Origin of the sequence: Thalassobius sp. MITS945101 (assembly GCF_047123305.1) — a bacterium.
Classification (GTDB): domain Bacteria; phylum Pseudomonadota; class Alphaproteobacteria; order Rhodobacterales; family Rhodobacteraceae; genus Thalassobius.
On record NZ_CP138918.1, the window covers coordinates 2,306,534 to 2,332,537 of the forward strand.

Below are 26,004 nucleotides of genomic sequence, written 5' to 3' on the forward strand. Positions count from 1 at the left end.
TGTGAAATATGTTTCGACCCGGGGCCAGGCGCCCGTTCTGAATTTCGAAGAAGCCATGCTGACCGGGCTGGCCCGTGACGGTGGGCTCTATCTGCCCGAAACCATCCCGACCCTGTCCCATGACGAGATCGCGGCGCTGTCCGGCCTGTCCTATGAGGAGGTCGCGTTTCGGGTGATGAAACCCTATATCGGGGACACGTTCACCGGGGCGCAGTTCAAAGAGATCATCGCCAAAGCCTATGCCGGTTTTGGCCATGCCGCCCGCGCGCCGATGGTGCAGCTGGGCGACAACCATTTCCTGCTGGAACTGTTCCACGGCCCAACGCTGGCGTTCAAAGACTTCGCCATGCAGCTTATCGGTCAGCTGTTCCAGGCCTCACTGAAACGGTCCGGCAATCGGGTGACCATTGTGGGGGCCACCTCGGGTGACACCGGTTCAGCGGCGATTGAGGCCTTCAAGGGGCTGGACGCTGTGGATGTCTGCATCCTGTTCCCGCATGGCCGTGTGTCCGAGGTGCAGCGGCGCCAGATGACCACCCCTGCCGAAAGCAATGTACATGCTCTGGCGGTGGACGGGCATTTTGACGATTGTCAGGCCCGCGTGAAGGACATGTTCAACGATTTTGACTTCCGTGATGGTGTCAAACTGGCCGGCGTGAACTCGATCAACTTTGCCCGTGTGCTGGCGCAGGTGGTCTATTACTTCACCTCCGCGGTCAGCCTTGGCGCACCTCATCGCAAAGTCAGCTTCACCGTTCCGACAGGCAACTTCGGCGACATCTTTGCAGGCTACATAGCCAAACAGATGGGGCTGCCGATTGACCGGCTGGTGGTGGCCACCAACCAGAACGACATTCTGCACCGTTGCCTGTCGACCGGCGAATATCGTCCGGATGGCGTAGTGCCCTCGATCAGCCCATCGATGGACATTCAGGTCAGCTCGAACTTTGAACGGGCGCTGTTCTATGCGTATGGCAAAGATGGCGCGGCAGTGAGCCAGCTGATGGATGAGCTGAAAAACGGTGGTTTCACCGTGTCGCAAGGCGCGCTGCAGGCGCTGCAGGAACTGTTCGACAGCGGCAATTGTTCCGAAGCGGAGACCTCCGCAACAATTGCGGATTTCTTTGCCAACACCGGAGAGTTGTTGTGCCCGCACAGCGCGATTGGTGTGAAAGTGGCCGAAGAAAAGCGTGACCCGTCGGTTCCGATGATCACACTGGCGACGGCCCATCCGGCGAAATTCCCGGCGGCGGTAGAAGAGGCGAGCGGGCAACACCCGGCGCTGCCTCAGCGTATGGCGGACTTGTATGATCGTCCTGAGCGTGTCACCCGTATAGCCAACGACCTCGACGCGTTGGAAACCCTGATCAAGGACCGTATCGCCAAGTGACTGTAAAACAACATAGCCTGCCCAATGGCTTCCGGGTGGTGACCGAGCATATGCCCGGTCTCCAATCGGCCTCGATCGGTATCTGGGTGCTGGCAGGCGGCCGCCATGAACGGGTGGAACAGAACGGCATTGCGCATTTTCTGGAGCATATGGCCTTTAAGGGCACTGAAACCCGTTCCGCGCTACAAATCGCTGAGGCGATTGAGAATGTGGGTGGCTATCTGAACGCCTATACCTCGCGCGAGGTGACGGCCTATTACGCCCGCGTGCTGCAGGATGATGTGCCACTGGCGATGGACGTGCTGTCTGATATCGTGCTGAACCCGGTGTTTGACCAACATGAGATTGAGGTCGAGCGCGGTGTGATCTTGCAAGAGATCGGTCAGGCGCTGGACACGCCGGACGATGTGATATTCGACTGGTTGCAGGAAAAGGCTTATCCCGAACAATCGCTGGGTCGCACAATTCTGGGGCCGGCCGAGCGGGTCAGCAGCTTCAGCCGTGAGGATCTTTCCAGCTTTGTGAAAGAGCGTTATGGCCCGGGGCAGATGATCCTTGCGGCAGCTGGGGCGGTGGATCACGAGGCGCTGGTCAAGGCGGCTGAGCAGCTTTTTGGACATCTCGCACCGCGGAACTCGGCGGCCTATGAGGTGGCGCGTTTTGCTGGCGGCGAACACCGTCAGGTGAAGGATCTGGAACAGGCCCATTTTGCAATGGGCTTTGAAGGACCGGATTACCGCAACGATCAGATCCATGCCGCTCAGGTTTACGCCAATATCCTTGGCGGCGGCATGTCTTCGCGGCTGTTTCAGGAAGTCCGCGAAAAACGCGGCCTTTGTTACACGATCTTTGCCCAGGCGGGTGCCTATGCCGATACCGGCATAATGACCATCTACGCAGGCACCTCTGGCGATCAGCTGGCGGAATTGGCCAATGTCACGCTGGATGAGATGAAACGGGCCGCCTCTGACATGAGCGACGAGGAAATCGCCCGCGCCCGTGTGCAGATGAAAGCGGGCATGTTGATGGGACTGGAAAGCCCGTCCAACCGTGCCGAGCGTCTGGCGCGCATGGTGCAGATCTGGGGCCGCGTGCCCGGGGTCGAAGAGATTGTGCAGAAAATCGATGCGGTGACATTGCAGGATGTCAAAGGCTTTGCTGAAACGATGGCCGTTTCGGCCCCTGCAGCTCTGGCGCTTTACGGGCCAGTGGCAGAGGCTCCGACTTTGGAGACGATGCAGGAGAGGCGAGCAGCATAATGTTTGGCGGCAAGAAGCAGGTTCGGATCGAGACCGAGCGGTTGACCCTGCGTCCGCCGCAGCACACGGATTTCAAAGCCTGGTCTTCGCTGCGCCGCACCTCTGAGGGGTTTCTAACCCCGTGGGAGCCAGCCTGGGCCTCTGATCACCTCAGCCGCAAGGCCTTTGCCAATCGCGTCTATTGGGTCAATCGGGCGATCAAGAATGAAACCGCACTGCCGCTGTTTATGATCCGCCGTGAGGATGAACAGCTTGTTGGCGCGATCACCCTGGATCATATCCGCCGCGGGCCTGCTCAGGCAGGCACTCTTGGCTATTGGGTGGGCGAAGAGTTCGCCCGCCAAGGCTACATGCGTGAAACCATCGATACGCTGGTCTATCACGCCTTCCACCGGATGGACCTCAGCCGGATCGAAGCCGCCTGCCTGCCGGAAAACAAACCCTCGCGGGACCTGTTGGAAAAATGCGGCTTCAAATACGAAGGCGTGGCGCAAAGCTATCTGGAAATTGACGGTCGCTGGCGCACCCATGTTCTCTACGCCCATATCCGTATGGACCGGCGTGGCCGGACCGAGATGTGATCGGCCAGAAGTTATCTAACGTGACTTAACGGATCCGCGCCCTATCTCCGGCCAAGGAGGGGACGTGATGAACCGATTTATCTGCCTGATCATTGGCCTTTTGGCTGTGGCGATTTCCGGCACACAAGGGGCCACGCAGACCGCCACACCGCGCATGGCAAGCCACTGCATCGCCATAGCCAACTCCGCTCCCGGTCTGACCTATCTGTACCACGCTTCTTTCCGCGATCCCCTGCCAGAATTTGACGTGCGGATCCAATACCTGACCCACGCCTCTTTTCTGATCCAGTCCCCCGGCGGTGCTGCAGCGGTGACGGATTACACCGGTTTTATCGGCAACGTCGATTTCCTGCCGGATGTGGTCACGATGAACCACGCCCATGACACCCATTGGACAGCCTTCCCTGATCCCGCCATCCCGCATGTGCTGCAAGGCTGGGGCGAGACCTTTGGCGCAGGCATCGACCACAATCTCATGGTCAAGGATATGCGGGTGCGCAATGTCTCCACCGACATTCGTTCGGGCGGCGGGATTGAGGAGCAGGGCAACTCGATCTTTGTGTTTGAGGTGGCAGGGCTCTGTATTGGTCATCTGGGACATCTGCATCATGAACCGGACGCCGCGCAATATGCTGCTTTGGGGCGGATGGATGTGGTGATGGCCCCTGTCGACGGGGGCATGACGCTGGACCTGCCCACAATAATCAAGGTGCTGAAACGCCTGCGGGCCTCGGTGGTGATCCCGATGCATTGGTTTGGCGATGGCACATTGCAGTTTTTCCTCGCCGGTATGCGGGATGAGTTTGCCATTGAACGCGCCGCCGGCAGCACGTTACAGCTCTCTCTAAGGGTCTTGCCGAAACGCCCAACCGTCATGGTACTGCAACCGCGATACCTGCTGGATGAGGAAGAGTGATCCCCTTCGCCACTGGCCTCTGTCCTTGAGGCGCGTTACAACCAAATCATGAATTTACAGCCCGTGACCCCCGCCTTTCTGGACGCCCTGCGCCCTGATCTTGACCCGCGCTGCTTCCGCGATGTGACCCCCAACTATCTGGAAGAACCGCGCGGTCGCTGGCAGGGGCAGGCAGGTGCGGTGCTGGCCCCGGCCACAACCGCAGAGGTCGCCACGATCCTGCGCGCCGCACATGCCGCAAAGGTGCCCGTGGTGCCTTACGGCGGGGGCACCGGTCTGGTGGGTGGACAAGTGATGGGGCAGGGGCCGGCGCCGATTGTCCTGTCGCTGGAACGGATGACCAAAGTGCGGGCCTGCTACCCCGATGAAAACGTCCTGGTGGTCGAGGCTGGTGCCATCCTGCAAGATATCCATTCCGTTGCTGACGATCACAACCGGCTTTTCCCGATGTCCATCGCCGCCAAAGGCTCGGCCCGCATCGGCGGCTGTCTGGCGACCAATGCCGGCGGGGTGAACGTGCTGCGCTACGGCAATACTCGCGATTTGGTGTTGGGGATTGAGGCAGTGTTGCCGGACGGGCGGATCTGGAACGGGCTGACCCGCCTGCGCAAAGACAACACCGGCTATGACCTGAAAAACCTGCTGATCGGTTCCGAAGGCAGTCTGGGCGTGATCACCGCTGCGGCGCTGAAACTGTCGCCCAAACCCGCCTCGCAAGGCACCGCCGTGATGGTGGTCGACAGCCCCGAAGCGGCGCTGTCGCTCTTGTCCTTGGCGCGTGAGCACATGGGCGAAGCGGTGTCCGCCTTTGAGCTGATCCACCGCCAGGGCCTTGATTTCATGGCCGACCATCTGCCGGAGCTGCGCCGGCCGTTTCCAGAAAACCCGGAATGGTCGGTGCTGATCGATCTGGGGCTGGCCCGTGGGCTGGATCCGTCCGAGGCGCTAGAAACCCTGTTTGTCGAAGCAGCCGAAGCCGGGCTGGTCAGCGATGGGGTGATTGCGCAGAACGAGCAGCAACGCCACGAGCTGTGGGAAATGCGCGAACAGATCCCCGAGGCCAACCGCCTTGTGGGCTCCATCTCCAGCCATGACATCTCGCTGCCACTCAGCCACCTCGCAGCCTTCATCGAGGAAGGCCGTGCCGCGCTGGAACAGCTGGGGGACATGCGCCTCAACTGCTTTGGCCATCTGGGCGACGGCAACCTGCACTTCAACGTCTTCCCAGCCAAGGGAAAATCAAAAACCGACTATGAAACGCAGCGCGACGCCATCAAAACCCTGATCCATGATCTGGTTGCGGTACATCAGGGCAGCTTCAGCGCCGAACATGGCGTGGGGCGTCACAAGGTCGGCGATCTGGAAAAATACGGTGATCCGGTGAAACTGGCGCTGATGCAGCAGATCAAAGCCACCTTCGACCCGCATGGCATCATGAACCCTGGTGTGGTTCTGCGCGGCTAAGGCTTTCTTCTTGGGGGAAATATCCCGGGGGTCTGGGGGCGGCGCCCCCAGCCTCTTGTGCCACTACAGGCCTTCAAACTCGCACAGAACCGAAACATCCATCCCCATCGCTTCCAGCTTCTTACGGCCACCCAACTCGGGCAGATCAATCACAAAAGCGCAGCTCAGGATTTTGCCGCCCAGACGCTCAACCAGTTTGATGCCGGCCTCTGCGGTGCCGCCGGTGGCCAGCAGATCATCGACCAGCAGGATGGTTTCGCCCGGCTCGATCGCGTCGTCATGCAGTTCCACGATCGCTTCGCCGTATTCCAGCGTATAGGCCTCGGAAATGGTTTTGCCCGGCAATTTGCCTTTCTTGCGGATCGGCACAAACCCGGTGCCCAGCTGGTGGGCAATTGCGCCACCAAGGATGAAACCGCGCGCCTCCAGTCCAACCACCTTGTCGATGCGCTGACCGGCGTAAGGGTGCAGCATCTGGTCCACCGCCATGCGGAACCCGCGCGGGTCGGCAAACAGGGTGGTCACATCGCGGAACATGATGCCCTCGTGGGGGAAATCCACAATGGTGCGGATGTAGTCTTTGACGGTTTTGTCATTGGGCGCCATTGGGTGTCCTCGCTTCCGGCTGGTCGATTTGTCGGGGCTGTTTGTGGCGGTTGCGGATTGGTTTTTCAAGGAAATTGAGGGGTTATCCGGCAATCCGCCGCATCAAGGCTTCCAGCGGTCCACGGGTACTGACGCGCTGCCACATAAGAACGTAGAGGAGGCACAGCAGGCAGAAGACGAGTGAATAGAGGAAGATCTGCATCGGATTTAACACGCCGCCAAGGAGGCCCAGCCCTTCCAAGATCCCCATGCCCAACAGGATATGCGCCAAGTAAAGCGTCAGGCTCTGGCGACCAGCCAGTGCCAGCGGATTGGTCAGGCGGGGGGCGGATTGGCCCAGACACAGGCAGAGGGCAATCACCACCATCGCGCTGCCGCTGGCCGACAGAATGTAAAATGGTGTCGGCGGGATCGGAGCTGTGCCGAACAGGGGCGCCAGTTCTCCGGATGGAACCAGCTGCGCCGGCAAGAGGCCAAGCACAAACATGGCAGCCCCCCAAAGGCTCAGCCGCCTTTGGACAGGAGGTGCCGCAAGGTCCAGCCGTGACAGGCCAAGACCGATCAGCAGAAAACTCAACCAGGGCAGAACAGGGTGCCAGCCGTTGTAGAAGGTGTGACGCAGGTAGCCTTCGACGGTCCAGAACTGACTGTATTCCAGCGTGTCCCAATTCCACCCCGCGTCGTAATTGCCAAAAATCAGCGCCGCGAAGGCAAGGGCCGCAACGCCTGCAGCCACCCCCCAAAGTCGCGGTGCGGTCCATCCCAGGAAGGGCAGCACACAAAGGAAGTAGGTGCCGTAGTAATGCAGGATGTCGGCCTCAAATATCGTCAGGTTCAACAGGCCAAGGGCAATCAGAAACATCGCCCGTTTGCTCACCAGGGCAGCGCTGGCCCGGGACAGGCCCAGGCCTACTCCCGCCAGCACCACAAATAGGGCGGCTGCGCGCCCCTCCAGCCCGTTGGTGAGGATGGAGGCCAGATCTTGTCCGGCAGCGACCTCTGCCGCGATGCGAAAGTTCACCAGAACCATGCCGCAAAAGGCGAGGAAACGGGCAATGTCGAGGCCGGTGAGACGCATGGGCAATCCTATGGAGCTGAAATCTGACCCTTATTTGGGCAGTTCCTTCCAAAAAGAAAGGCCGCCCCCAAAGGGACGGCCCGAGACCGGCAGGAACCTGCCGTTTGTTCAGCCCAACACACGGCCCGCGACCGCGTCAAGTTTGGCCACGACAGCGGGGTCGCGTTTTTCGGGGGCGGTGAGGATGGCAAATTCCAGCGCCTTGTCGCAGCCGTGCGGGCAATCGTTCCGCTCGGCGCCCAAAAGGGCCGGCAGGCGTTTAACCAGTTCGCGGCCTTTGTCGGCATTGCCGACAAGAGTTTTGATGATCTCGGTCACGTCAACTTCGCCGTGGTCAGGGTGCCAGCTGTCATAGTCGGTGATCATGGCAACGGAGGCGTAGCAAAGTTCGGCCTCGCGGGCGAGTTTCGCCTCGGGCATGTTGGTCATGCCGATCACATCACAGCCCCAGCTTTCGCGGTACATCTTGGACTCCGCCAGCGTGGAGAACTGCGGCCCTTCCATCGCCAGATAGGTGCCCCCCTTGTGGACCTTGATCCCGGCATCGGTGGCGGCGGTAAAACAGGCCTCAGACAGGCGCGGGCAGGTGGGGTGGGCAACGCTGACATGGGCCACACAGCCGGTGCCAAAAAAGCTTTTCTCACGCGCAAAGGTGCGGTCGATGAATTGATCGACGATCACAAAGTCCCCCGGCGCCATTTCATCGCGGAACGACCCGCAGGCCGAGACCGAGATCACATCAGTGACCCCCAGACGTTTCAGCGCGTCGATATTGGCGCGGTAGGGCACTGTGGTGGGGGAATGCACATGGCCGCGGCCATGACGCGGCAGGAAGGCCATTTTCACACCTTGATAGGTGCCGGTCAGAATCTGGTCAGAAGGATCCCCCCAAGGGGTGTCCACAGAGACCCATTCTGCCCCTTCCAATCCGTCAATTTCATAGATGCCCGATCCGCCGATCACGCCAATATATGTATCCATTCCTGCCATCCTGTCTTTGCTTATGTTGTCTTAGCGGGGCTTGGTTAAGCCCAGCTTAATCGTCCGGTCGGGTCAGCGAAAAGAGATCCTTAACCACCGAATAATCGCGATAGCCCAACCGGGCGAGCGGCTGGAAAGTGGTGACGTCAAAGATGCCGTCGATCAGGTGCTCATCGCGAATGCGCACACCTGTAACTTCGCCGAATACCACCTGATTGGACAGGCCTGGCAGCTCAACAATCTTGGTCAGCTTGCATTCAAGCACTGCAGGGGCGGCCAGCACATAAGAACAGGCCACGGTGTCACATTCGGCCTTTTCCAGACCGGCGTGGGCGAATTCATCCACATCGCCGGCCAAAGCGGCCGAACTGGCGTTCATCGCATCGCGCAGGGCGTGCGAGACCACGTTGCAGGCAAAGCCCCCGGTTTCGCGGATATTGGCAACGCTGTCTTTGCCAAAGTCACGGTCAGCCTTGCTGCCAGTGGAGGCAAACATCACCTGCGGCGGCTCATAGGCCACGGCGTTGAAAAAGGAATATGGGGCCAGATTGTCATGCCCGTCGGCAGAACGGCTGGAAATCCAGCCAATGGGCCGGGGGGTGACAATGGCGTTAAAGGGATTGTGCGGCAGGCCGTGGCCGTCCTTGGGCTGGTAGAACATCTGTCCTCGGGATTTTTGAAACTGTTTCGCGTTTGTGTCAGACCTAACGTCGTGCTAGGGGCGTTTCCAGTTCAATTTGCGCGGCTCAAGGGCTTGTGTCCAGTTGCGGATCTGGCAAGTTGTTGAGCCAGTGAAGAAAAGACAGAGGGATCAGAAGACCGGTGTTCCAGTTTTCGGTGGAAAGCAAGGATGATTGGTGGGAGGTCGAAGCCCTCTATGACCTCTGTTTTGCACCGGGGCGGACGGCGCTGTCGTCTTACCGGTTGCGCGATGAAGTGGACCCGGTTGCCGAGCTGTCGCTGCTGGCGCGGGACGGCGAAGGCATTCTGGCGGGGGCGATACGATACTGGCCGGTGCGGGTGGGGGACGATGTGGCCCTGTTGCTGGGACCCGTGGCCGTTCATCCAACCCATCAGGGCGAAGGCCTGGCAGCGCTGCTTATTCAGGACAGTATGGAACGGGCCACACGGCTGGGCTGGGCACGGGTGATGCTGGTGGGCGATGCGCCGTATTACAGCCGCTATGGGTTTGAGCGGCTCCCCGATGTGGTCATGCCGCCGCCAACCAACCCGGATCGGGTGCTGGGCCATGCGTTGCAAGCGGGCGCGTGGGACGGTGTTGCAGGTGATGTCACCCGTTATCTGGCTGCGCCGTCCTAAGGTTGTTTCTTGAAATCAGTGACCCTATTGCCCATCTGTTCCCCATAGGGACAGGAGGATTTTTAGATATGTTGATTGAGGACGCCCCGCCGCTAGACGTGGATTTGGACGCCGAAATGGCTGCGCTTGCGAAACGCTATCACAAAGCCTCGGGACCCGGCATTCAGGTGTTGAACCTCTTGGGATCTTCCGCCGAAAACCTGTTGGAACGCCTGCCAGAAGGGGTGCGAGACCGGTTGGATGAAGGCACGGAAAAGGCGCTGTTTCTGGCTATGAAAGCGGCACATCGCTCGCGCGGGTTGGTGGGGGATCAGCCCAGCTGGCTGAACACCACCGTGACCACCGCGATGGGGGCGGCAGGCGGCTTTGGCGGTTTGCCCACCGCGATGGCAGAGCTGCCGGTGACCACAGCCGTGTTGCTGCGCGCCATTCAGGGGGTTGCGGTGGAACACGGGTTTGATGCGGCAGCAGAGAATGTGCAGTTCGACTGTGTGCAGGTCTTTGCCTCTGCGGGGCCGCTGGCCCATGACGACGGGTCTGACATGGCCTTTCTGGCGACCCGGATGGCGCTGCGTGGTGCTTCGATGCAAACGCTGATTGCCAAGGTTGCGCCCCGTCTGGCGCAGGTGCTGGGGCAGAAACTGGCGGCACAAACGGTGCCTGTTCTGGGTGCAGTGGCGGGGGCGGCAACGAATTATGCCTACACCAGCTACTATCAGGAAATCGCCCATGTGCATTTCCGTCTGCGCCGATTGGCGATTGAAACAGACACACGCCCCGAAGTGCTGGTTGAGGATCTGCGCCAGCGGGTAATGCCGCCGATTGCACAGATGTAACCATCTGATCCTAAATACGTAAGTTGGGCGCCACTGCCGGGGCGCGCTGTATGTTTGGGCGCCTCCGGTGGGAGTATTTGTGGCAAGATGAAAGCGGATCAGCTGCTTTTGCGCAGATACTCCATCACCGAGGGGCGCACCGACTGATCGCCGCGTAACCTGGCCTCTTCGATGACGCGACGCAGACCGTCTAGGTCCACCGAGCGCAGGATGTTTTTCACCGGCCCGATAGAGGCGGGGCGCATCGACAGCGATCTGAGCCCCATTGCCGCCAGGCAGATGGCCTCGACGGGACGACCAGCGTCTTCGCCGCAGAAGGACAGCGCGGTGCCGGAGGCTTCGCAGCGTTTCACAATGCCTTCCAGGAAGGTCAGGAAGCTGACATTCAGGGAGTCGTAGCGTTTGCGCACCCGTTCGTTTTCGCGGTCCGCGGCAAAGAAGAACTGTTTCAGGTCGTTGCCACCGATGGAGAGGAAATCGACCTCCTCGTAGAACTTATCCGGTGCAAAGGCGAGGGAAGGCGTTTCCAGCATGGCGCCGATTTCCACGCTTTCGGGCAGGGTGTGGCCCAGCTTGCGTTCGCGCTTCATCACCTTTTCCATCTCGGCGCGGGCCTGACGGTATTCTTCATACTGTGCCACAAAGGGGAACATAACGGTCAGTGGTCGGCCATTGGCGGCGCGGATCAAAGCCTGCAGCTGCATCCGCATCACGCCACGTTTGTCCAGACCCACCCGAATGGCGCGCCAGCCGAGGGCTGGGTTTGGCTCATCGTTGGGCTTCATGTAGGGCAGCACCTTGTCCGACCCGATGTCGAGGGTGCGGAACACCACCCGTTTGCCATGTGCGGCGTCCAGCACGCGGGCATAAAGCGCGGACAGTTCAGACCGTTTCGGCATCTGGTTGCGCACCAGGAACTGCAACTCTGTGCGGAACAAACCAACCCCTTCGGCGCCAGAACCATCCAGCGAGGGCAGGTCGGCCATAAGGCCGGCGTTCATATGCAATGCGATGGTCTTGCCGCATTTGGTGGTTGCGGTCTTGTCGCGGATCGAGGCGTAGCGTTCTTGCGCCTTGGCCTGCATCGCGATCTTGTCACGGAAGGCGGTCACCACGGTGTCGTCCGGGCGCAGATGCACGATGCCCTGTTCGCCATCCACCATGATGTGGTTGCCGTTCAGCGCATCGGTGGTGATCCGTTCGGCATGCACCACCAGCGGGATGGCCAGAGCGCGGGCCACAATCGCGGCGTGGGATCCGACGGAGCCCTCCTCCAGCACAATGCCCTTCAGCTTGCGGCCATAGTCCAGCAGTTCGGCAGGGCCGATGTTGCGGGCGATCAGGATCGGGTCAGCGGGCATTTCTGCGCCGGTGTTCTGTCCCTGACCGGTCAGGATGCGCAGCAGGCGGTTCGACAGATCGTCCAAATCATGCAGACGTTCGCGCAGGTAGGCGTCGGTGGCCATGTTCATGCGCGCCCGGGCCTGAGATTGTTCTTTCTCAACAGCGGCTTCGGCGGAGAGGCCGCGGCTGATGTCTTCTTCCATCCGGCGCATCCAGCCTTTGGAATTGGCAAACATCCGGTAGGCTTCGAGCACCTGCACCTGTTCGGCGTCGCCACCCGAGGCCCCGGCGAGCATCTGGTCAACGCTGACGCGCAACTCGTCCACCGCTTCGTGCAGGCGGACCAATTCGGCATGGGGATCTTCGGCAATTGGGTTGGTCACCACCACACGCGGTTCATGCAGCCAGACGTGGCCTTCGGCGGCGCCTTCCTGCCCAACCGTGCCACGGATCAGAGCGGGGTTCTGGTGCGGGGCGGCCAGCGCGGCCCCTTCGCCCACAAAGGCGCCAAGTTCGGTCATTTCGGCCAGCACCATGGCGACCACTTCGAGCGCGTAGACCTCATCGGCGGTAAACTCGCGGGCGTCTTTCGACTGTACCACCAAAACGCCAAGTTTTTCGCCCAATCGCTGAACAGGGACGCCGAGGAAAGACGAGAAAATCTCTTCGCCGGTTTCTGGCATGTAGCGGAAGCCCTTGGCGCTGGGCGCATCAGCGGTATTGACCACCCGTCCATAGCGGGCGACGCGGCCGACCAGGCCTTCGCCCAGCTTCATGCGGGTCTGGTGCACCGCTTCGGGGTTCAGGCCTTCGGTCGCGCAAAGTTCCAGCGTTTCGGAATCGCGGAACAGGTAGATCGAACACACCTCAGAGCCGGTGGAATCGGCAATCAGATGGGTGATCTTGTCCAGCCGCGCCTGTCCGGCGCTGTCTTCGGCCATTGCATCGCGCAGGCGTTGCAGCAGTTTGCGGCTCTCTGTTTCCGTCGCTTCACTCATCCGCGGCGGCCCTCCTCGCTGTCACCTCGGTGGTTAGACCACATGTTGGCGGAGAACAAAACGAATATCGCGTGAATGTTAGCGCAATAGGTGCGTTTCCGCGTGCCACATGCCAGAGGATTGTGCAGCCCCGCCGCAGGTGCAAAGGGATGCTGCGGGTGCGAGGGGGCGGGCAAAAGCAAAACGCCCCGCTTCGAGAAGAAGCGAGGCGTCTGTATTCCGATCTAGACGGCTGATTATTCGGCTTTTTCCAGCTCAAACGCGTCATGCAGGGCCTGCACCGCCAGTTCCAGATATTTGCGGTCGATCAGCACCGAGATCTTGATCTCGGAGGTGGCGATCACTTTGATGTTGATGCCTTCGTCCGACAGGGTTTTGAACATGGTCGCCGCCACACCTGACTGCGAGCGCATGCCGATGCCAACAGCCGAGATTTTGCAGACGTCCGTGTCGGCCACAAGATCGCGGAAGTTGATCTCGCCGCTGTCATGGGCGTCCTGCAGGGCCTTCTTGGCGCGCATCACCTGATCGGTGGGGCAGGAGAAGGTCATGTCGGTGCGGCCTTCATCGGCGATGTTCTGAATGATCATGTCGACATTCACACCTGCTTCGGACAGCGGACCAAAGATCGCGGCAGCGATGCCGGGGCGGTCAGCGACGGAGATCAGGGTCATCTTCGCCTCGTCACGGGAATAGGCGATGCCGGATACAGGACGGTTTTCCATGGTTTCCTCCTCGTCGCAGACCAATGTGCCTGCCTCGTCAGATGGTTCTTCGAAAGAGCTGAGCACGCGCAGTTTAACTTTATAGCGCATTGCCAGCTCTACAGAGCGGGTTTGCAGGACTTTGGCCCCCAGCGAGGCCAGTTCCAGCATCTCCTCGAAGGAGATTTTGTCGAGTTTGCGGGCCTTGGGGCTGATCCGCGGGTCGGTGGTGTAGACGCCATCCACATCGGTGTAGATGTCGCAACGGTCCGCGCCAAAGGCGGCCGCAAAAGCCACAGCGGTGGTGTCCGAACCCCCACGGCCAAGCGTTGTGATGCGGCCTTCGGGGCTGATGCCCTGGAAACCCGCCACAACGGCCACCTTCATGCCTTCGGCAAATTTATCAGTGATGTTTTCCGGCGGGATCTCTTCGATCCGCGCGGCAGAGTGGGCCTCATTGGTCTTCACCGGCACCTGCCAGCCCTGCCAGCTGCGCGCCGGAACGCCCATTTCCTGCAGGGTCAGGGCCATCAGACCAGCGGTGACATTTTCACCGGATGAGACAATCGCATCATATTCGCGCGCATCATAGAGCGGGGAGGTTTCATTGACCCAGCCGACCAGTTCATTGGTCTTGCCGGACATGGCCGAGACGATGACGATCACGTCATAGCCTTTGGCAACCTCGAGGCCGACACGTTTGGCGGCGCGTTTGATCCGGTCGAGCGTGGCGACGGAAGTGCCGCCGAATTTCATCACGAGAACGGGCATGGTGTGTCCTTGGCGTCTTTGATCGAGGCGGGTTTAGAGAAACGCAGCATTGCGTGCAAGGGCGCATTGGCCTGCCGCGACGTGGTGTTGCGGGGCCGGGGTGTGATTTGGATATTTTTGCCAAGAAGAAGTGGCGCCGAGGCAACAAAGCCTCGGGCGCCCGGGTTTGGCTTAGAAAGCGTGGGCGCGGCCGTCCCAGGTGTTGAAGCAGCCGGTGGTCGCAAGGCTGAGGTCCGCAAATTGCTGCACCAGACCCTTGGCGCTTTCCTCCACAGTGATATCGGCCGCGTCGCCGCCCATGTCGGTTTTGACCCAGCCGGGGTGGTAGATGCCCACTGCAATCCCAAGGCCTTTGAGATCTGTTGCCAGATTGCGCCCGAGGTTCAGCGCCGCCGCCTTGGAGGCGCGGTAGGCATAAGAACCACCGGGGGCGCGGGTGTCCGATGCCATCTGGGATGAGATGATGGCGATCTTCCCGGCCTCGGCCATTTGCAGATTGGGCATCAGGGTCTGGATTGTCTGAAACACACCGGTGACATTGGCGGCGAAACTCTGCGCCCAGACCTCGGGGGCGTAGCCGTCGGCCAGGGAATGGCCTTTGTCGAGATAGACGCCCGCGTTACAGATCAAGAGGTCCACAGGTTTGCCATCAAGCGCTTGGGCCAGACCGGCGAATTCCGCAGGCCGTGTCACATCGAGGGAGTGAAATCCTTCGTGGCCACGGGCGGTGCCTAGCACGTCATGACCTGCGGCTTGGTAGGATTGATACATCGCGTGGCCAATGCCACGGTTGGCGCCGGTGAGGACGATCTGCATCTCGAGGAAATTCCTTCAGCTGGATTTGCGTCCCGGCCGGAACGGCAGCGGGACCACGGGAACCCCATCGTCGATCAGCTGTTTGGCTTCGTCAAGCTTGGCTTCGCCGTGAATGGCGCGTTCTGGCGCGTCGCCCAGATGCATGGCGCGGGCCTCATCAGCGAAGCTTTCGCCGACATATTCCGAGTTGGCTTCAACCTCTTTGCGCAGGGCGGCAAGGGCGCGTTCCTGGTCCGTGGTCGGTTCAGAGAGTCTTGGCGCAGATGAGGACGGGGCCGTTTCTGCGGGGCTTGCCGGGGTGGCTTCTGAAGGCACTGGCTCAGAGATTGTTTGTGCTTCGGAGGCGGCTTGGGCTTTGCGCGCTGCGCCTTCTTCGGCAGCGGCGGCAGATTTGCGAGAGGATTGCACCCTAGGGGCCATGATCGCCTTTTCCACCGCAGCGGTGCCGCAATGGGTGCAGGTCACCATGCCATGCGCCTTCAGTTTGTCGTAGGCGCTGGCGGATTGGAACCAGCTGTCGAAGCGGTGCCCTTCGCTGCATTTGAGGCTGTATTGAATCATCTACGCTTACCAGTGACCCGTTGCTGCCATCGCCCTGATTAGGCGAGGCCTTGTTCAAAGCCCCTGCAAGCGCCATGCCGGGCGGGGCCAATCATTCCAGATCCGGATACATACCGGAAATTGGGGCGCGATCAATCTTGAACGCATTGGGTAAAGAAATTCCTGTCGACATGGGCCCGCCACCCCGGCCGTGAACAAGGCTGCACATGCACAAACGTGATGAGAGGGTGGATTGACAGCTGTCCCTCTGCCGTCCGAAGCTTACTGCACGCAGCGCAACAGGACACAGACAGTGAGGTCGGGATGAACATGTCGGGTAGGGCTCTAACCGCCGTTTTGGCATTTTTGGCATCGGGGCTGGCGGTGTCTGCCGATCCGGTACGGTTTTCGACCATTGACTATGCGCCCTATGCGTTGAGCGATGATCTGAAGGGGCGCAAGGGGCTGATTGTCGACGTTGTGAACGCCACATCGCAACGCGCGGCCCTAGAGCACTCCAATGCGGTGTTGCCAATTTCCCGTGTTCTTAAAGATCTGGCCTCGGGTTTGGCTGACTGCGGGGTGTTCCTGCAAACTGGGCCCAGCCTCAAAGCCTATGAACAGGTCGCAAAGATATATGAGCGTTTTGACACGGTGATTGTCGCCCGGCAAGGGATCCCGCTGCAGTCGGCTGCGGATCTGAAGGGCTATCGGCTGGCGATCCCGCGCCACAGTTTCGAGGGGTCTTCAATACTGGAAGACCCTGAGATTGAAATCGTGTTGACCAACAGCATTGCGCAGAGTGTGGCGTTGATCCATGCGGGGCGAGTGGATGCGGTGGCCGGCACCGATCTGAGCATTCGCTACGAGTTTTCGTTGCTGGAAGGGGGTGCCGAGGGTGTTGGCGACATCCTGACCTATGAACGTCAAGAGATGTGGCTGCAATGCGCCAAGGGGCAGCTACCGCAGCAAAGCCTGACAGCGCTGCGCGAGGCGGCAGATGCGCTGCGGGACGGCGGGGTTTATGACGATATCATGCGCAGCTACACCCATTCGCAACCCGTATCGCAGTAAGGCTGCCCGCACACCGGCCTGCGTTCAGCCAGAGGTGCGGAAGGACAGGATGGCCAGGGCACCGTGTTGATCATGGAAGTGGCTGGACACCCGGACGTGGCTGGTAAAATGGGTGCCGTCCCGGCGCTGACAGTCGACGCTGCCATGCCAGCCTTTTTCGGCTTGGATCACGTTCGACAGATGGCGGGCGGCGGTCTGCTCATCAGCCAGCGTTTTGACCGCAAGCAGCAGCAGCGGCTGGCCAACCAATTTGCCAGCACTGTGCTGGAACAGCCGCTCCAGAGCCGGATTGACCATCAGGATCGACGTATCCGACAGACGGACGGTGCAGGCCGCATCTTCCAGCGCGTTGAGAACCTCGGCTGGCAGGCTGGCCGCCTCTTTCGGGGCGGAGAGCATGGAAATGTCTACGATGCTCAGGGTCACATCGCCCAGCCGTGCACCCGGCGGGGGCAGGGGCAGGCTGACGATGGCGCGGAAAACGTTGTTGTCCTGGGTGTGCAACACCATCTCCCGCCGGAACGCGGGGCGCGCGTCCCAGATTGCAAGCATCAGCTCTTGCATCACCGTGGGGCCGTCTTCGGCGAAGATGCCGCTGAGGGTTTGCAAATACGTGCTGCCAGGGGCCGCCTTGAACAGGGTGAGCGTGGCCGCATTCACACTTGAGACCCGAATGGCATTCATCAGATCCGTGATCCGCTGTGGGTTCTGTTCCAAAAAGGCCTCGATGTTGTCGAGCCCCTCAGCCTCCAAACTTTGCCGCAGGTTTTCGACCGGTGCAAAATCCAAGATCCATTGGGAAATGTCGCTTGTTTCAAACAGGGCGCGGTGTTTCTGTTCCTCTGCCATCAACTGCCGTTCGGTAAAGACCCGGCTTTGGGTTTGCTGGTTGTAGGCTTGCGCCAACGCGCCCAGTTCATCGGATCTGTTGCGCGCTGGCGGTGACAGGGTTTCTGCGCCAGCATCGATTGCCCGGGCCATGCGGCGCAGAGGCCGGGTGACAAGCCGGTAAAACAGATAGGTGAGGATCACAGCCAGGACGAGGTTGCGCAGCAGGCCGAACCCCAACACAAGCGCGGAACGTTGCAAAAAAGCGCTGGCCAGCGCGTTGGTGTCCACGACTATGGCCAGACGTCCGGCAACAAAATCGGAGCCAGTCGCGGTCGCTTGAGGGCGGTCATTGCCGGAAAGGTCTGCTTCGAAGTGGCGCGACTGCCCAAACGTTACTTCCACCAGGCTGGGAAATCGCGTCTGTGAGAGCGGCATGGTTTTGCGGCTCATGACGTCGCCGTAGCTGTCGATGAGGGTTGCCTCGATCACAGCCGGTTGCAGCAACAGCCCATCAACCACACGTTCTGCCAGTTTCAGATCCAGACCAAACGCGGCCTGATAACCGGTGTCTTCAAAGGCGGCGAGGGTGCGGGCATAGGTGGCATCAATGCTGGCCACTTCCCGGCGCAAATCAAAGAGGATCTGTAAGGCGCTGAAACTCAGCCCCAGCAGAAGCCCGACAAAAACCGCCAGCCGCGCCTGTTTGAACGCCAGGCTGGACGTGAGCCGCGTTTTGTTTGTTGCCGAAATCATATTGCACCAACTGCCTGCAAGAAACCTCGTTAACCAAAGCGACAGATGCCCCGTCTGTGTCAAGCGTCTCAAGGCCTGTAGCATCGATATGCACCCATGTCCGGACGGGGCTTTGGCAGGCGTCATGCCACATCTGTACCAAGTCTGGTGGGAAAGGGCAGAAATCCACATGCCGCAATAGAAAACGGCCAAGGAAAGTAAGAGCCAGATCCTGGGGCAGACCATAATGGTCCCCATGTTCAAGGGGCATGACGCAGCTACGGCGAGGCAGCCGTTGGCAAAATCGCCAGACTATGCAATCCTGCAGGGGCTTCGATGTTCGTGGGCAAGCCGTATGAGGGCTGACAAATGAACCTGAAGATCGCCATCGCTTTTCTTTTTGCTGCATTGGTTTCCCTGGCCATTGCCACACCTGTTTCGGCTGAACAAACCGAACGTGGACGGGCTATGCTGGTGCTGGATGCTTCGGGCAGCATGTGGGGACAAATCGGTGGCCGGAACAAGGTAGAGATCGCGCGCGATGCCATCGCCGATATGCTCCTCGGTTGGGATGCGGAGATCGACATCGGGCTGATGGCCTATGGTCATCGGCGCAAAGGGGATTGCGGTGACAACGAAGAGGTTGTGCCCGTCAGGCCTGGGCAGGCGGCGAAAGTCAGTGCCGCCGTGCAGGGGCTTGGGGCGGTTGGCAAGACACCATTGAGTGCGGCTGTGATTACGGCGGCAGACCGGTTACAGTATCAACAAGCGCCGGCAACTGTGATTTTGGTCACGGACGGGTTGGAAAACTGCGGTCAGGATCCCTGTGCGGTGGCACGTTCCTTGGCGCAAAACGGGGTTGCGTTTGTCACCCATGTGGTTGGGTTCGACCTTGGCGCGGGGGAAGCTGCGCAGCTGGGTTGTCTTGCGGATCTCACCGGCGGTGTGTTCATTGAGGCCAGCAATGGCGCTGATCTGACCGAGGCCCTCCGCGGTACAATGGCCGAGACCACACGTGCGCTGGGCCCGTCACAACGTTTCCATGTGGTGCTGTCGGAGGGGGCGGATATCTTGCCGTCCGGATTCTACGCCAAAAACCTGCGCTGGCAGTTTTTCCCAAGACAGGCCTCCGGCGCGCTGGGCCAACGGATGGCGCAATCCAGTGGGGCGTCTGCAGTGTTTGACCCCGATGCGGGACGCTATAGCGCCGTTTTGAAATGGGATGCGGTAACGGTTGAATATCCGTTTGAGGCCGTTGCCGAGGAGCAGGCGGCACATCGTGTGGTTTTGGACGCGGCGATCTTAACCCTGTCGGCGTCGCTTCGGGCTGGTGGCCCGCTGGTGTCGGATCAGGTGGGTTGGACCGTCTATGCCGTCACAGAAGATGGCGGGCGCGGGGTGAAGCTGGGCTACAAAGCAGGGGCAGAGGTGCAAATGGTTGTGCCTGCCGGTGACATTGAAGTGGTTGCCAAACTGCGCGGGGCGCAGGTCGGGGAGAGGCAGGTCTTTGCGCCGGGTGCGCAACAGAGGATGGGTTTCAATCTGGACGCCGCACGGGTGCGCTATGTTCTGCGGGACGGCAATGGCGCTGTGCTGCGCGGGCATCAGACCTGGACGGCCCATCGGCGCACCACGGACGGCACCCTGCGCAAGGTGGATTTTGTCAGCGGCAGTGGCGCCACCACCTATTTGCCCGCCGGAGATTTGGTGATCGAAGTGCAGGCCAATGGCCGCAAGATCCAACATCCGCTGGTGCTGGTCGCCGGTGTCGAGACAGAGGTGAGCATCACCCATGAGTAACAACACTCCCACAGGAGGGTCCGATATGATCAGATGGCATTGTCGGTTGCAGGGGCTGGTCTTTGCCGGCCTCTCCTTAATGTGGATTGTGGTGGCTCTTGCAGGGCAGGCCGACGCGCAATCGGCAGAACCGGAGCGGTCCCCGGCCTGGCAACGGATTTACGATACATCGGGAATGGGCACATACGGCTACAATCGTTTGATGCGGCGGGACAATATCGAGGATGGCAGGGCCAGCAGGCTATACTATGATGCGAAAAATGCGCTGGATGCCTGTGACGAGGAAGCCTTTTCCGAGGCGCTTGCAGGCTTGCGGGATTGGCTGGTCGACAAGTGGTTGCAGATTTCAACAGTGTCACATTTTGGGCGCGACATCTCGGGGGAACGAGGGCTGGAATTGTTCGCACATGTTGTTGCGCTCAGAGACGAAGCGTTTCAGATCGAAGAGCTGATCCGGGATTTGACGGCAGTCTGGGACGAAAAGGTTAACTGCAAACCGATGAACCTGCGCTAGCTGTATTTGACCAAGCCGCGGAACAGCGTCACGGATGAAATCGACAGCTCTGCGGTGCTCCCCCACAAGGCAGCCCGTTCGGATCAAGCAGGAGATATGGCCAAAGAGCCGCCCGAGAAATCGCCGCGCCCCACAGATTTTGAACTCACCGATACCGGTGGCCCGGTACAGATCGTCCGGCCCCTGGAGGGCACGCCCTATCGATGGCAGATCGACGGCACCATTAGAGCGGGAGGGGTGATTGAGGGCAGTTACGTAACCCTGCCTGTTCCGCCCGAAACGCCCTCGGCCGGGGAAGGGCAAAGCACCCCGGTCACGGCAGGGCGGGCTTGGGCCCATCTGACGCCATCTGGGCGGCATTTGCGTGGCTGTGTTCAAATTCTGGAAGATGGCACGGAACTGCCGTTCTACGCTGGTGTCGGCGGCACCCATGCCGAGGCGGCTGCAAATGGCGCGCTTGACCTGATTGTGCGGGCCCATGTGTTTTCCGGCGAGCTTGCCGGGCCAAACCGCTGCGAGAGCTTTCAGGATGTCATGTCGGGTCGGGGTCTGCCCGGTCTGCATGTGGCGCTCTATCACGCCGAAAGCCAAGAACTCTGGGGCTATGCCCGCAGTGATGTAATGGGGTTCAGCGAGTTTCACTTGATGCCCTTCGCCGATTTTCTGGTCTATCTGCTGACCAGCCCGCCACCCATTGACGCCCTGCCGCAAGAGGCGGCGGTGGTGTCCAAAATCCGTTACGCTCATGCCTTGCCGCCAACGCCCTTCGATCCGGCAACGGCGCACGGGCCGTATTACCATCAGATCAATGTGGCGCCGACCCATCCGGATTATCTGACAGTGACGCCGTCCGAGGATATTGCACAGCACGAGGAACGGGTGGTCACCCCGCGGGCAGTTGGCAGTGCGGTGAAGACCGATTGCCCCAAACTGGATACGGATGCCGCGCCGGAGTTTGCTTCGCCAGAAGATTCCCGCAGAGAAGCCGAGGCGCTGCAACGCGAAGCCATTGACTTGATCCAGCAATCCGCCGCCCAGCACGAACGGATGCGTGCCTGGCTGCAGCGCGCTGCGGATGCTGAGGCCGAAGGGGCAACGGCGCTTGCGGCCAGCTAACATGAGCGCGCCGAGACCCACCGCGCCCGGATGGAAACACTGCAAACTCAGTCTGAGGAACGCGCAGCCCGGGCCGCGGAAGAGCTGGAGCGGGTCGCCACCCTGTTGCAGCAGCAGGCGAACCGGACCCTCACCTCAACCGAGATTGGCTGCTCAATGCCGCGACAGACCCTGACCGTAAAGGAACAGCGGATCGCCATTCAGGAACAGCTGGACCAGAGCTATGGGCGCCAGACCGGCATTTGTGGCCCCGACATCACTCAATTGGTACTGAAGTCACTGCGCGATGTGCATCGCAAACAGTGGGCAACGTGGAGTGCGGAAAAACGTCGTGAAGCCTGCGAAAGCCTGATCACACCCGGGCTGTCCAGTTCGGCTTGGGACATTAATGCATTGGCCCCCGCCACAATGATCGGCATCGAGCCCGAAAGCGAGTGGACGCCGACGCCGCTGCACAAGACCTATCAGGAATACAAAAACTCCGCGCCGCTCTATTTTGAGAAGGTGGCGGCGCAATGTGCCAAGCCGCGGCAATCGGTGTGCCGGGAGACGGCCACTTTCCTTGGGCAATGTATCAAGGCGCAGGTGGTCAACTATACGCTCTGGGGGTTGGCCAAAACGCTCTGTACGGGGCAGGCCCATACAATGACCCACGCAATGAACGTGCGTAATTTTGTGCTTGGGGCGCCGCGCACGGTGTGGAACAGCCAGGACCTGATGGTGGAGGTTGGTCAGCACATGGGGGAAGGCCTGCTGGCGGGCACACCCAACATCGGGCTGGAACAGGAGCTCCACCAGATGGTCGCGGCTGCAATGGAAAGCGCGGCAGGGGGCAACGACGGGTTTCGCATGCGGCCGGAGTATTATTGTGAAACCACCTGTCAGCAATCCAGCGACGAACTAAAGCGGTTGCGTGGCATGGGGTGGGACAGCAAATTTGGAATTTTCGATCCAAACCTCGAGGCTCTCAAGGGGCTCGGCGGCGGTTTGATATGGTCGGTGCGGTAGACTGGTGGGCGCTCGCGACGTCTTTGTTTGCCAGAAAGATTGTGGACCAGAAAGGTTATCTGCAGAATCTATTAACCTCACCAACGTTAGAACATGGGGGCAGGGTTTTGTGCGCTGGCCCGCGAAGCGCTATAGGGGGGAAGTCAATGCGGGGCGCGCAATGCTGCGCCCTGCTTCTCTATTGCTCTTGCGCTACGTGTCCAACGTGGCCTCGGGAGAATTTACGCCGGACGATCCTGGTGGTGCCGATGGTTCCGGCTTGTTGCCGGACCTGATTTCACGTTGACCTGATCCGATGTCGCCCCTGTCCGGTTCACTGTCCGGGTTGGGGGCGGGAAGGGGAGTAAGGGGCAGCGAGGAGCGGAGAACGGAACCTACGCGTAGCAGCTTCCAAGGTCGTTGCGCGATTCCCCGCAGCCTTGCCTGGTTGGCTGCAGAGCGTGATCCCAATTCACCACCCATTCGGTTTAGCGGCGGGGATTCTGTGTTGGATTCTGCTTTGGATTTGCGCGACTCGTTGTTGATTGTTGTGTTTGTGGGTGTGATTCCTGTTTTGTTGATTGGCTTTTGTGTGGATTGGTTTTGTTTTTTTGTGGTGTTGTTTGTTTATGTGTTTGATTTTGTTTTATTTTTGAAATGGTTTTGTGTTTTTGTGATTTTCTTTGAAAAAGCGCTTGCGGGTGGTTTGGAATAACCTTAGAACCCCCTTCACCGGCGGCGCTGAGGCGCAGGTTGGGACGGCGGACGGCGCTACGGAGGCAACTCTGGCAGGGTCTGAAGTTAACAAAATATGAGGTTTATGACGCAGGTTGCGCCAGGAAGGTTTTGGCGCTTCGTGTTGATTTTGTCTCTGGTGATGACTTGGGTTGTTGCCGCGCTCTTTGACATTGATGGTATCTGAAGAGATATGTGGGCGGTTTGGTTCATTCGATGAATGAACGACTGCACATATATCAACTACCTAGGAGCTTCGGTTCCGATGATGGATAGTCAGCTTCACTGTTTGTCGGCTTTCGGTATCTTTTGGTACTGATGTCACAAACAGAGAACGTCCCGACCAGCCGGTTGGGACATTTCCAAGTCAATTGGAAAAACAGTATGTGCAGAGGTTCGAACGTCAAGGATAGCACCGTAAGGTGCTTTCAACTTGAGAGTTTGATCCTGGCTCAGAACGAACGCTGGCGGCAGGCCTAACACATGCAAGTCGAGCGCGCCCTTCGGGGTGAGCGGCGGACGGGTTAGTAACGCGTGGGAATATACCCGACACTAAGGAATAGCCTCTGGAAACGGAGAGTAATACCTTATACGCCCTTCGGGGGAAAGATTTATCGGTGACGGATTAGCCCGCGTTAGATTAGATAGTTGGTGGGGTAATGGCCTACCAAGTCTACGATCTATAGCTGGTTTTAGAGGATGATCAGCAACACTGGGACTGAGACACGGCCCAGACTCCTACGGGAGGCAGCAGTGGGGAATCTTGGACAATGGGCGCAAGCCTGATCCAGCCATGCCGCGTGAGTGATGAAGGCCTTAGGGTCGTAAAGCTCTTTCGCCAGAGATGATAATGACAGTATCTGGTAAAGAAACCCCGGCTAACTCCGTGCCAGCAGCCGCGGTAATACGGAGGGGGTTAGCGTTGTTCGGAATTACTGGGCGTAAAGCGCGCGTAGGCGGGCTAGTAAGTTAGAGGTGAAATCCCAGGGCTCAACCCTGGAACTGCCTTTAATACTGCTAGTCTTGAGTTCGAGAGAGGTGAGTGGAATTCCGAGTGTAGAGGTGAAATTCGTAGATATTCGGAGGAACACCAGTGGCGAAGGCGGCTCACTGGCTCGATACTGACGCTGAGGTGCGAAAGTGTGGGGAGCAAACAGGATTAGATACCCTGGTAGTCCACACCGTAAACGATGAATGCCAGTCGTCGGGTAGCATGCTATTCGGTGACACACCTAACGGATTAAGCATTCCGCCTGGGGAGTACGGTCGCAAGATTAAAACTCAAAGGAATTGACGGGGGCCCGCACAAGCGGTGGAGCATGTGGTTTAATTCGAAGCAACGCGCAGAACCTTACCAACCCTTGACATCCTAGGACAACCTGAGAGATCAGGCCTTCCTTCGGGACCTAGTGACAGGTGCTGCATGGCTGTCGTCAGCTCGTGTCGTGAGATGTTCGGTTAAGTCCGGCAACGAGCGCAACCCACATCCTTAGTTACCAGCGGTTCGGCCGGGAACTCTAAGGAAACTGCCCGTGATAAGCGGGAGGAAGGTGTGGATGACGTCAAGTCCTCATGGCCCTTACGGGTTGGGCTACACACGTGCTACAATGGCAGTGACAATGGGTTAATCCCAAAAAACTGTCTCAGTTCGGATTGTTCTCTGCAACTCGAGAGCATGAAGTCGGAATCGCTAGTAATCGCGTAACAGCATGACGCGGTGAATACGTTCCCGGGCCTTGTACACACCGCCCGTCACACCATGGGAGTTGGTTCTACCCGACGACGCTGCGCTAACCCTTCGGGGAGGCAGGCGGCCACGGTAGGATCAGCGACTGGGGTGAAGTCGTAACAAGGTAGCCCTAGGGGAACCTGGGGCTGGATCACCTCCTTTCTAAGGATGCACCTAGCAGGTTGAACTTGTTCAACTTCGTGGATGCACTTAGCAACGATCAGCAAGTCACGCTGATCAATATCATCAGGTCCTTCATGGACACTGAGGACCAGGCCGTCCTCATATCTCTTCAGGATTACGCACCGCACGACACCTCGTGTGGTCAGCTTAGGGGCCTTAGCTCAGCTGGGAGAGCGCCTGATTTGCATTCAGGAGGTCAGCGGTTCGATCCCGCTAGGCTCCACCACTCTCCTCCGACTAAGCCTTCCAAGGATGGGTCGGTAGCTCAGGTGGTTAGAGCGCACGCCTGATAAGCGTGAGGTCGGAGGTTCAAGTCCTCCTCGACCCACCATTCTTCGCAAGATACCAAAGATAAGAGCGTTCGATTAGATCGTTAAGCACCAGACCCTGGTTCTTAACCGTCCAATCGGACACGCTTCCGCCTCGCAAGAGACGGAACTGACATCGTTTAGAGAGAAATATCAACAACCTGTTTGATCACCGTAAGTAAGCGGACGATCTCAGTAGGTCTCCTTCGGGAGAGGCGTGATAGAGATTGTTTCCTCGATCTTTATGCAACGTATCCCTGCTGAAACGAACAGAGTTGTCCAAGTCAAGTACACTAACCCGGTTCAATCTCCGCAAGAGATTGAACCCGCAAGATCGAGAGATCTTGCAATGTTCCTTACCTTCTGCGTGGGGCCGACCGACATCGGCAGC

The 26,004-nt window shown here is 59.4% G+C and carries 22 protein-coding genes, 2 tRNA genes and 1 rRNA gene; 16 read left to right on the top strand and 9 right to left on the bottom strand.

The window, feature by feature from the left end; translation table 11 throughout:
* Position 1 precedes the first annotated feature (1 nt).
* From thrC to SIC14_RS11605, 5 genes are all read left to right on the top strand, one after another.
* On the top strand, positions 2-1,390 hold the full coding sequence (thrC, locus tag SIC14_RS11585; protein WP_412562093.1) for a threonine synthase: 1,389 nt from the start codon (positions 2-4) through the stop codon (positions 1,388-1,390).
* Positions 1,387-2,649, top strand: a complete 1,263-nt coding sequence (locus SIC14_RS11590; protein ID WP_412562094.1) for a M16 family metallopeptidase — start codon at positions 1,387-1,389, stop codon at positions 2,647-2,649. The genes thrC and SIC14_RS11590 overlap by 4 nt, the downstream gene beginning before the upstream one ends.
* Positions 2,649-3,230 (top strand): GNAT family N-acetyltransferase, encoded by a 582-nt coding sequence (locus tag SIC14_RS11595; RefSeq protein WP_412562095.1) that lies wholly within the window; start codon positions 2,649-2,651, stop codon positions 3,228-3,230. Before SIC14_RS11590 ends, SIC14_RS11595 begins: the two co-directional genes overlap by 1 nt.
* 67 nt (positions 3,231-3,297) lie before the next feature.
* Complete coding sequence (locus SIC14_RS11600; protein ID WP_412562096.1) at positions 3,298-4,146, top strand: MBL fold metallo-hydrolase; 849 nt, start codon at positions 3,298-3,300, stop codon at positions 4,144-4,146.
* 48 nt (positions 4,147-4,194) lie between these two features.
* Complete coding sequence (locus tag SIC14_RS11605) at positions 4,195-5,610, top strand: FAD-binding oxidoreductase (RefSeq protein WP_412562097.1); 1,416 nt, start codon at positions 4,195-4,197, stop codon at positions 5,608-5,610.
* A 63-nt stretch (positions 5,611-5,673) separates the two neighbouring features.
* Here SIC14_RS11605 and SIC14_RS11610 read toward each other — a convergent pair whose 3' ends face one another.
* The 4 genes from SIC14_RS11610 to SIC14_RS11625 all read right to left on the bottom strand — a co-directional run bounded on the left by SIC14_RS11610 (position 5,674) and on the right by SIC14_RS11625 (position 8,936).
* Positions 5,674-6,216: an adenine phosphoribosyltransferase gene (locus SIC14_RS11610; protein ID WP_412562098.1), complete on the bottom strand. Its 543-nt coding sequence runs from the start codon at positions 6,214-6,216 to the stop codon at positions 5,674-5,676.
* An 82-nt stretch (positions 6,217-6,298) separates the two neighbouring features.
* The gene (locus tag SIC14_RS11615) at positions 6,299-7,294 is read right to left on the bottom strand and encodes a DUF418 domain-containing protein (protein WP_412562099.1); all 996 of its coding nucleotides are present in this window, start codon (positions 7,292-7,294) and stop codon (positions 6,299-6,301) included.
* A 108-nt stretch (positions 7,295-7,402) separates the two neighbouring features.
* Complete coding sequence (locus tag SIC14_RS11620) at positions 7,403-8,275, bottom strand: S-methyl-5'-thioadenosine phosphorylase (RefSeq protein ID WP_412562100.1); 873 nt, start codon at positions 8,273-8,275, stop codon at positions 7,403-7,405.
* Between the two features lie 55 nt (positions 8,276-8,330).
* The gene (locus tag SIC14_RS11625) at positions 8,331-8,936 is read right to left on the bottom strand and encodes a flavin reductase family protein (RefSeq protein WP_412562101.1); all 606 of its coding nucleotides are present in this window, start codon (positions 8,934-8,936) and stop codon (positions 8,331-8,333) included.
* A 161-nt stretch (positions 8,937-9,097) separates the two neighbouring features.
* Here SIC14_RS11625 and SIC14_RS11630 point away from each other — a divergent pair, with 161 nt between their 5' ends.
* Both SIC14_RS11630 and SIC14_RS11635 read left to right on the top strand, forming a co-directional pair.
* A complete protein-coding gene (locus SIC14_RS11630) occupies positions 9,098-9,595 on the top strand; it encodes a GNAT family N-acetyltransferase (RefSeq protein WP_412562102.1) in 498 nt (165 codons plus the stop codon).
* A 68-nt stretch (positions 9,596-9,663) separates the two neighbouring features.
* A complete protein-coding gene (locus tag SIC14_RS11635; RefSeq protein WP_412562103.1) occupies positions 9,664-10,431 on the top strand; it encodes an EcsC family protein in 768 nt (255 codons plus the stop codon).
* 98 nt (positions 10,432-10,529) lie between these two features.
* Here SIC14_RS11635 and ptsP read toward each other — a convergent pair whose 3' ends face one another.
* From ptsP to SIC14_RS11655, 4 genes are all read right to left on the bottom strand, one after another.
* Positions 10,530-12,773, bottom strand: a complete 2,244-nt coding sequence (gene ptsP / locus SIC14_RS11640) for a phosphoenolpyruvate--protein phosphotransferase (RefSeq protein WP_412562104.1) — start codon at positions 12,771-12,773, stop codon at positions 10,530-10,532.
* Positions 12,774-13,009: 236 nt separating this feature from the next.
* Positions 13,010-14,248, bottom strand: a complete 1,239-nt coding sequence (locus SIC14_RS11645) for an aspartate kinase (protein WP_412562105.1) — start codon at positions 14,246-14,248, stop codon at positions 13,010-13,012.
* 171 nt (positions 14,249-14,419) lie between these two features.
* Positions 14,420-15,064, bottom strand: a complete 645-nt coding sequence (locus tag SIC14_RS11650) for an SDR family NAD(P)-dependent oxidoreductase (RefSeq protein ID WP_412562106.1) — start codon at positions 15,062-15,064, stop codon at positions 14,420-14,422.
* Between the two features lie 15 nt (positions 15,065-15,079).
* Entirely contained in the window at positions 15,080-15,625 is a 546-nt protein-coding gene (locus SIC14_RS11655) for a DUF1178 family protein (protein WP_412562107.1), read from the bottom strand.
* Positions 15,626-15,961: 336 nt separating this feature from the next.
* Here SIC14_RS11655 and SIC14_RS11660 point away from each other — a divergent pair, with 336 nt between their 5' ends.
* The gene (locus SIC14_RS11660) at positions 15,962-16,678 is read left to right on the top strand and encodes a substrate-binding periplasmic protein (RefSeq protein WP_412562108.1); all 717 of its coding nucleotides are present in this window, start codon (positions 15,962-15,964) and stop codon (positions 16,676-16,678) included.
* Positions 16,679-16,702: 24 nt separating this feature from the next.
* Here the strand turns inward: SIC14_RS11660 and SIC14_RS11665 are convergent, their stop codons facing one another.
* The gene (locus tag SIC14_RS11665; protein ID WP_412562109.1) at positions 16,703-18,262 is read right to left on the bottom strand and encodes a PAS domain-containing protein; all 1,560 of its coding nucleotides are present in this window, start codon (positions 18,260-18,262) and stop codon (positions 16,703-16,705) included.
* A gap of 348 nt (positions 18,263-18,610) precedes the next feature.
* Between SIC14_RS11665 and SIC14_RS11670 the strand changes: the two genes are divergently transcribed.
* From SIC14_RS11670 to SIC14_RS11705, 8 genes are all read left to right on the top strand, one after another.
* Positions 18,611-20,041 (top strand): vWA domain-containing protein, encoded by a 1,431-nt coding sequence (locus tag SIC14_RS11670; protein ID WP_412562110.1) that lies wholly within the window; start codon positions 18,611-18,613, stop codon positions 20,039-20,041.
* A gap of 25 nt (positions 20,042-20,066) precedes the next feature.
* A complete protein-coding gene (locus SIC14_RS11675; RefSeq protein WP_412562111.1) occupies positions 20,067-20,555 on the top strand; it encodes a hypothetical protein in 489 nt (162 codons plus the stop codon).
* A gap of 96 nt (positions 20,556-20,651) precedes the next feature.
* Positions 20,652-21,671 (top strand): hypothetical protein, encoded by a 1,020-nt coding sequence (locus tag SIC14_RS11680; protein WP_412562112.1) that lies wholly within the window; start codon positions 20,652-20,654, stop codon positions 21,669-21,671.
* Between the two features lie 30 nt (positions 21,672-21,701).
* Positions 21,702-22,679, top strand: a complete 978-nt coding sequence (locus SIC14_RS11685) for a hypothetical protein (protein WP_412562113.1) — start codon at positions 21,702-21,704, stop codon at positions 22,677-22,679.
* A 295-nt stretch (positions 22,680-22,974) separates the two neighbouring features.
* Positions 22,975-23,373, top strand: a complete 399-nt coding sequence (locus SIC14_RS11690; protein WP_412562114.1) for a hypothetical protein — start codon at positions 22,975-22,977, stop codon at positions 23,371-23,373.
* Positions 23,374-23,822: 449 nt separating this feature from the next.
* A 16S ribosomal RNA gene (locus SIC14_RS11695) occupies positions 23,823-25,284 on the top strand.
* Between the two features lie 171 nt (positions 25,285-25,455).
* Positions 25,456-25,531: transfer RNA gene (locus tag SIC14_RS11700), tRNA-Ala, on the top strand.
* 28 nt (positions 25,532-25,559) lie between these two features.
* Positions 25,560-25,636, top strand: a tRNA-Ile gene (locus SIC14_RS11705).
* Positions 25,637-26,004: the final 368 nt, after the last annotated feature.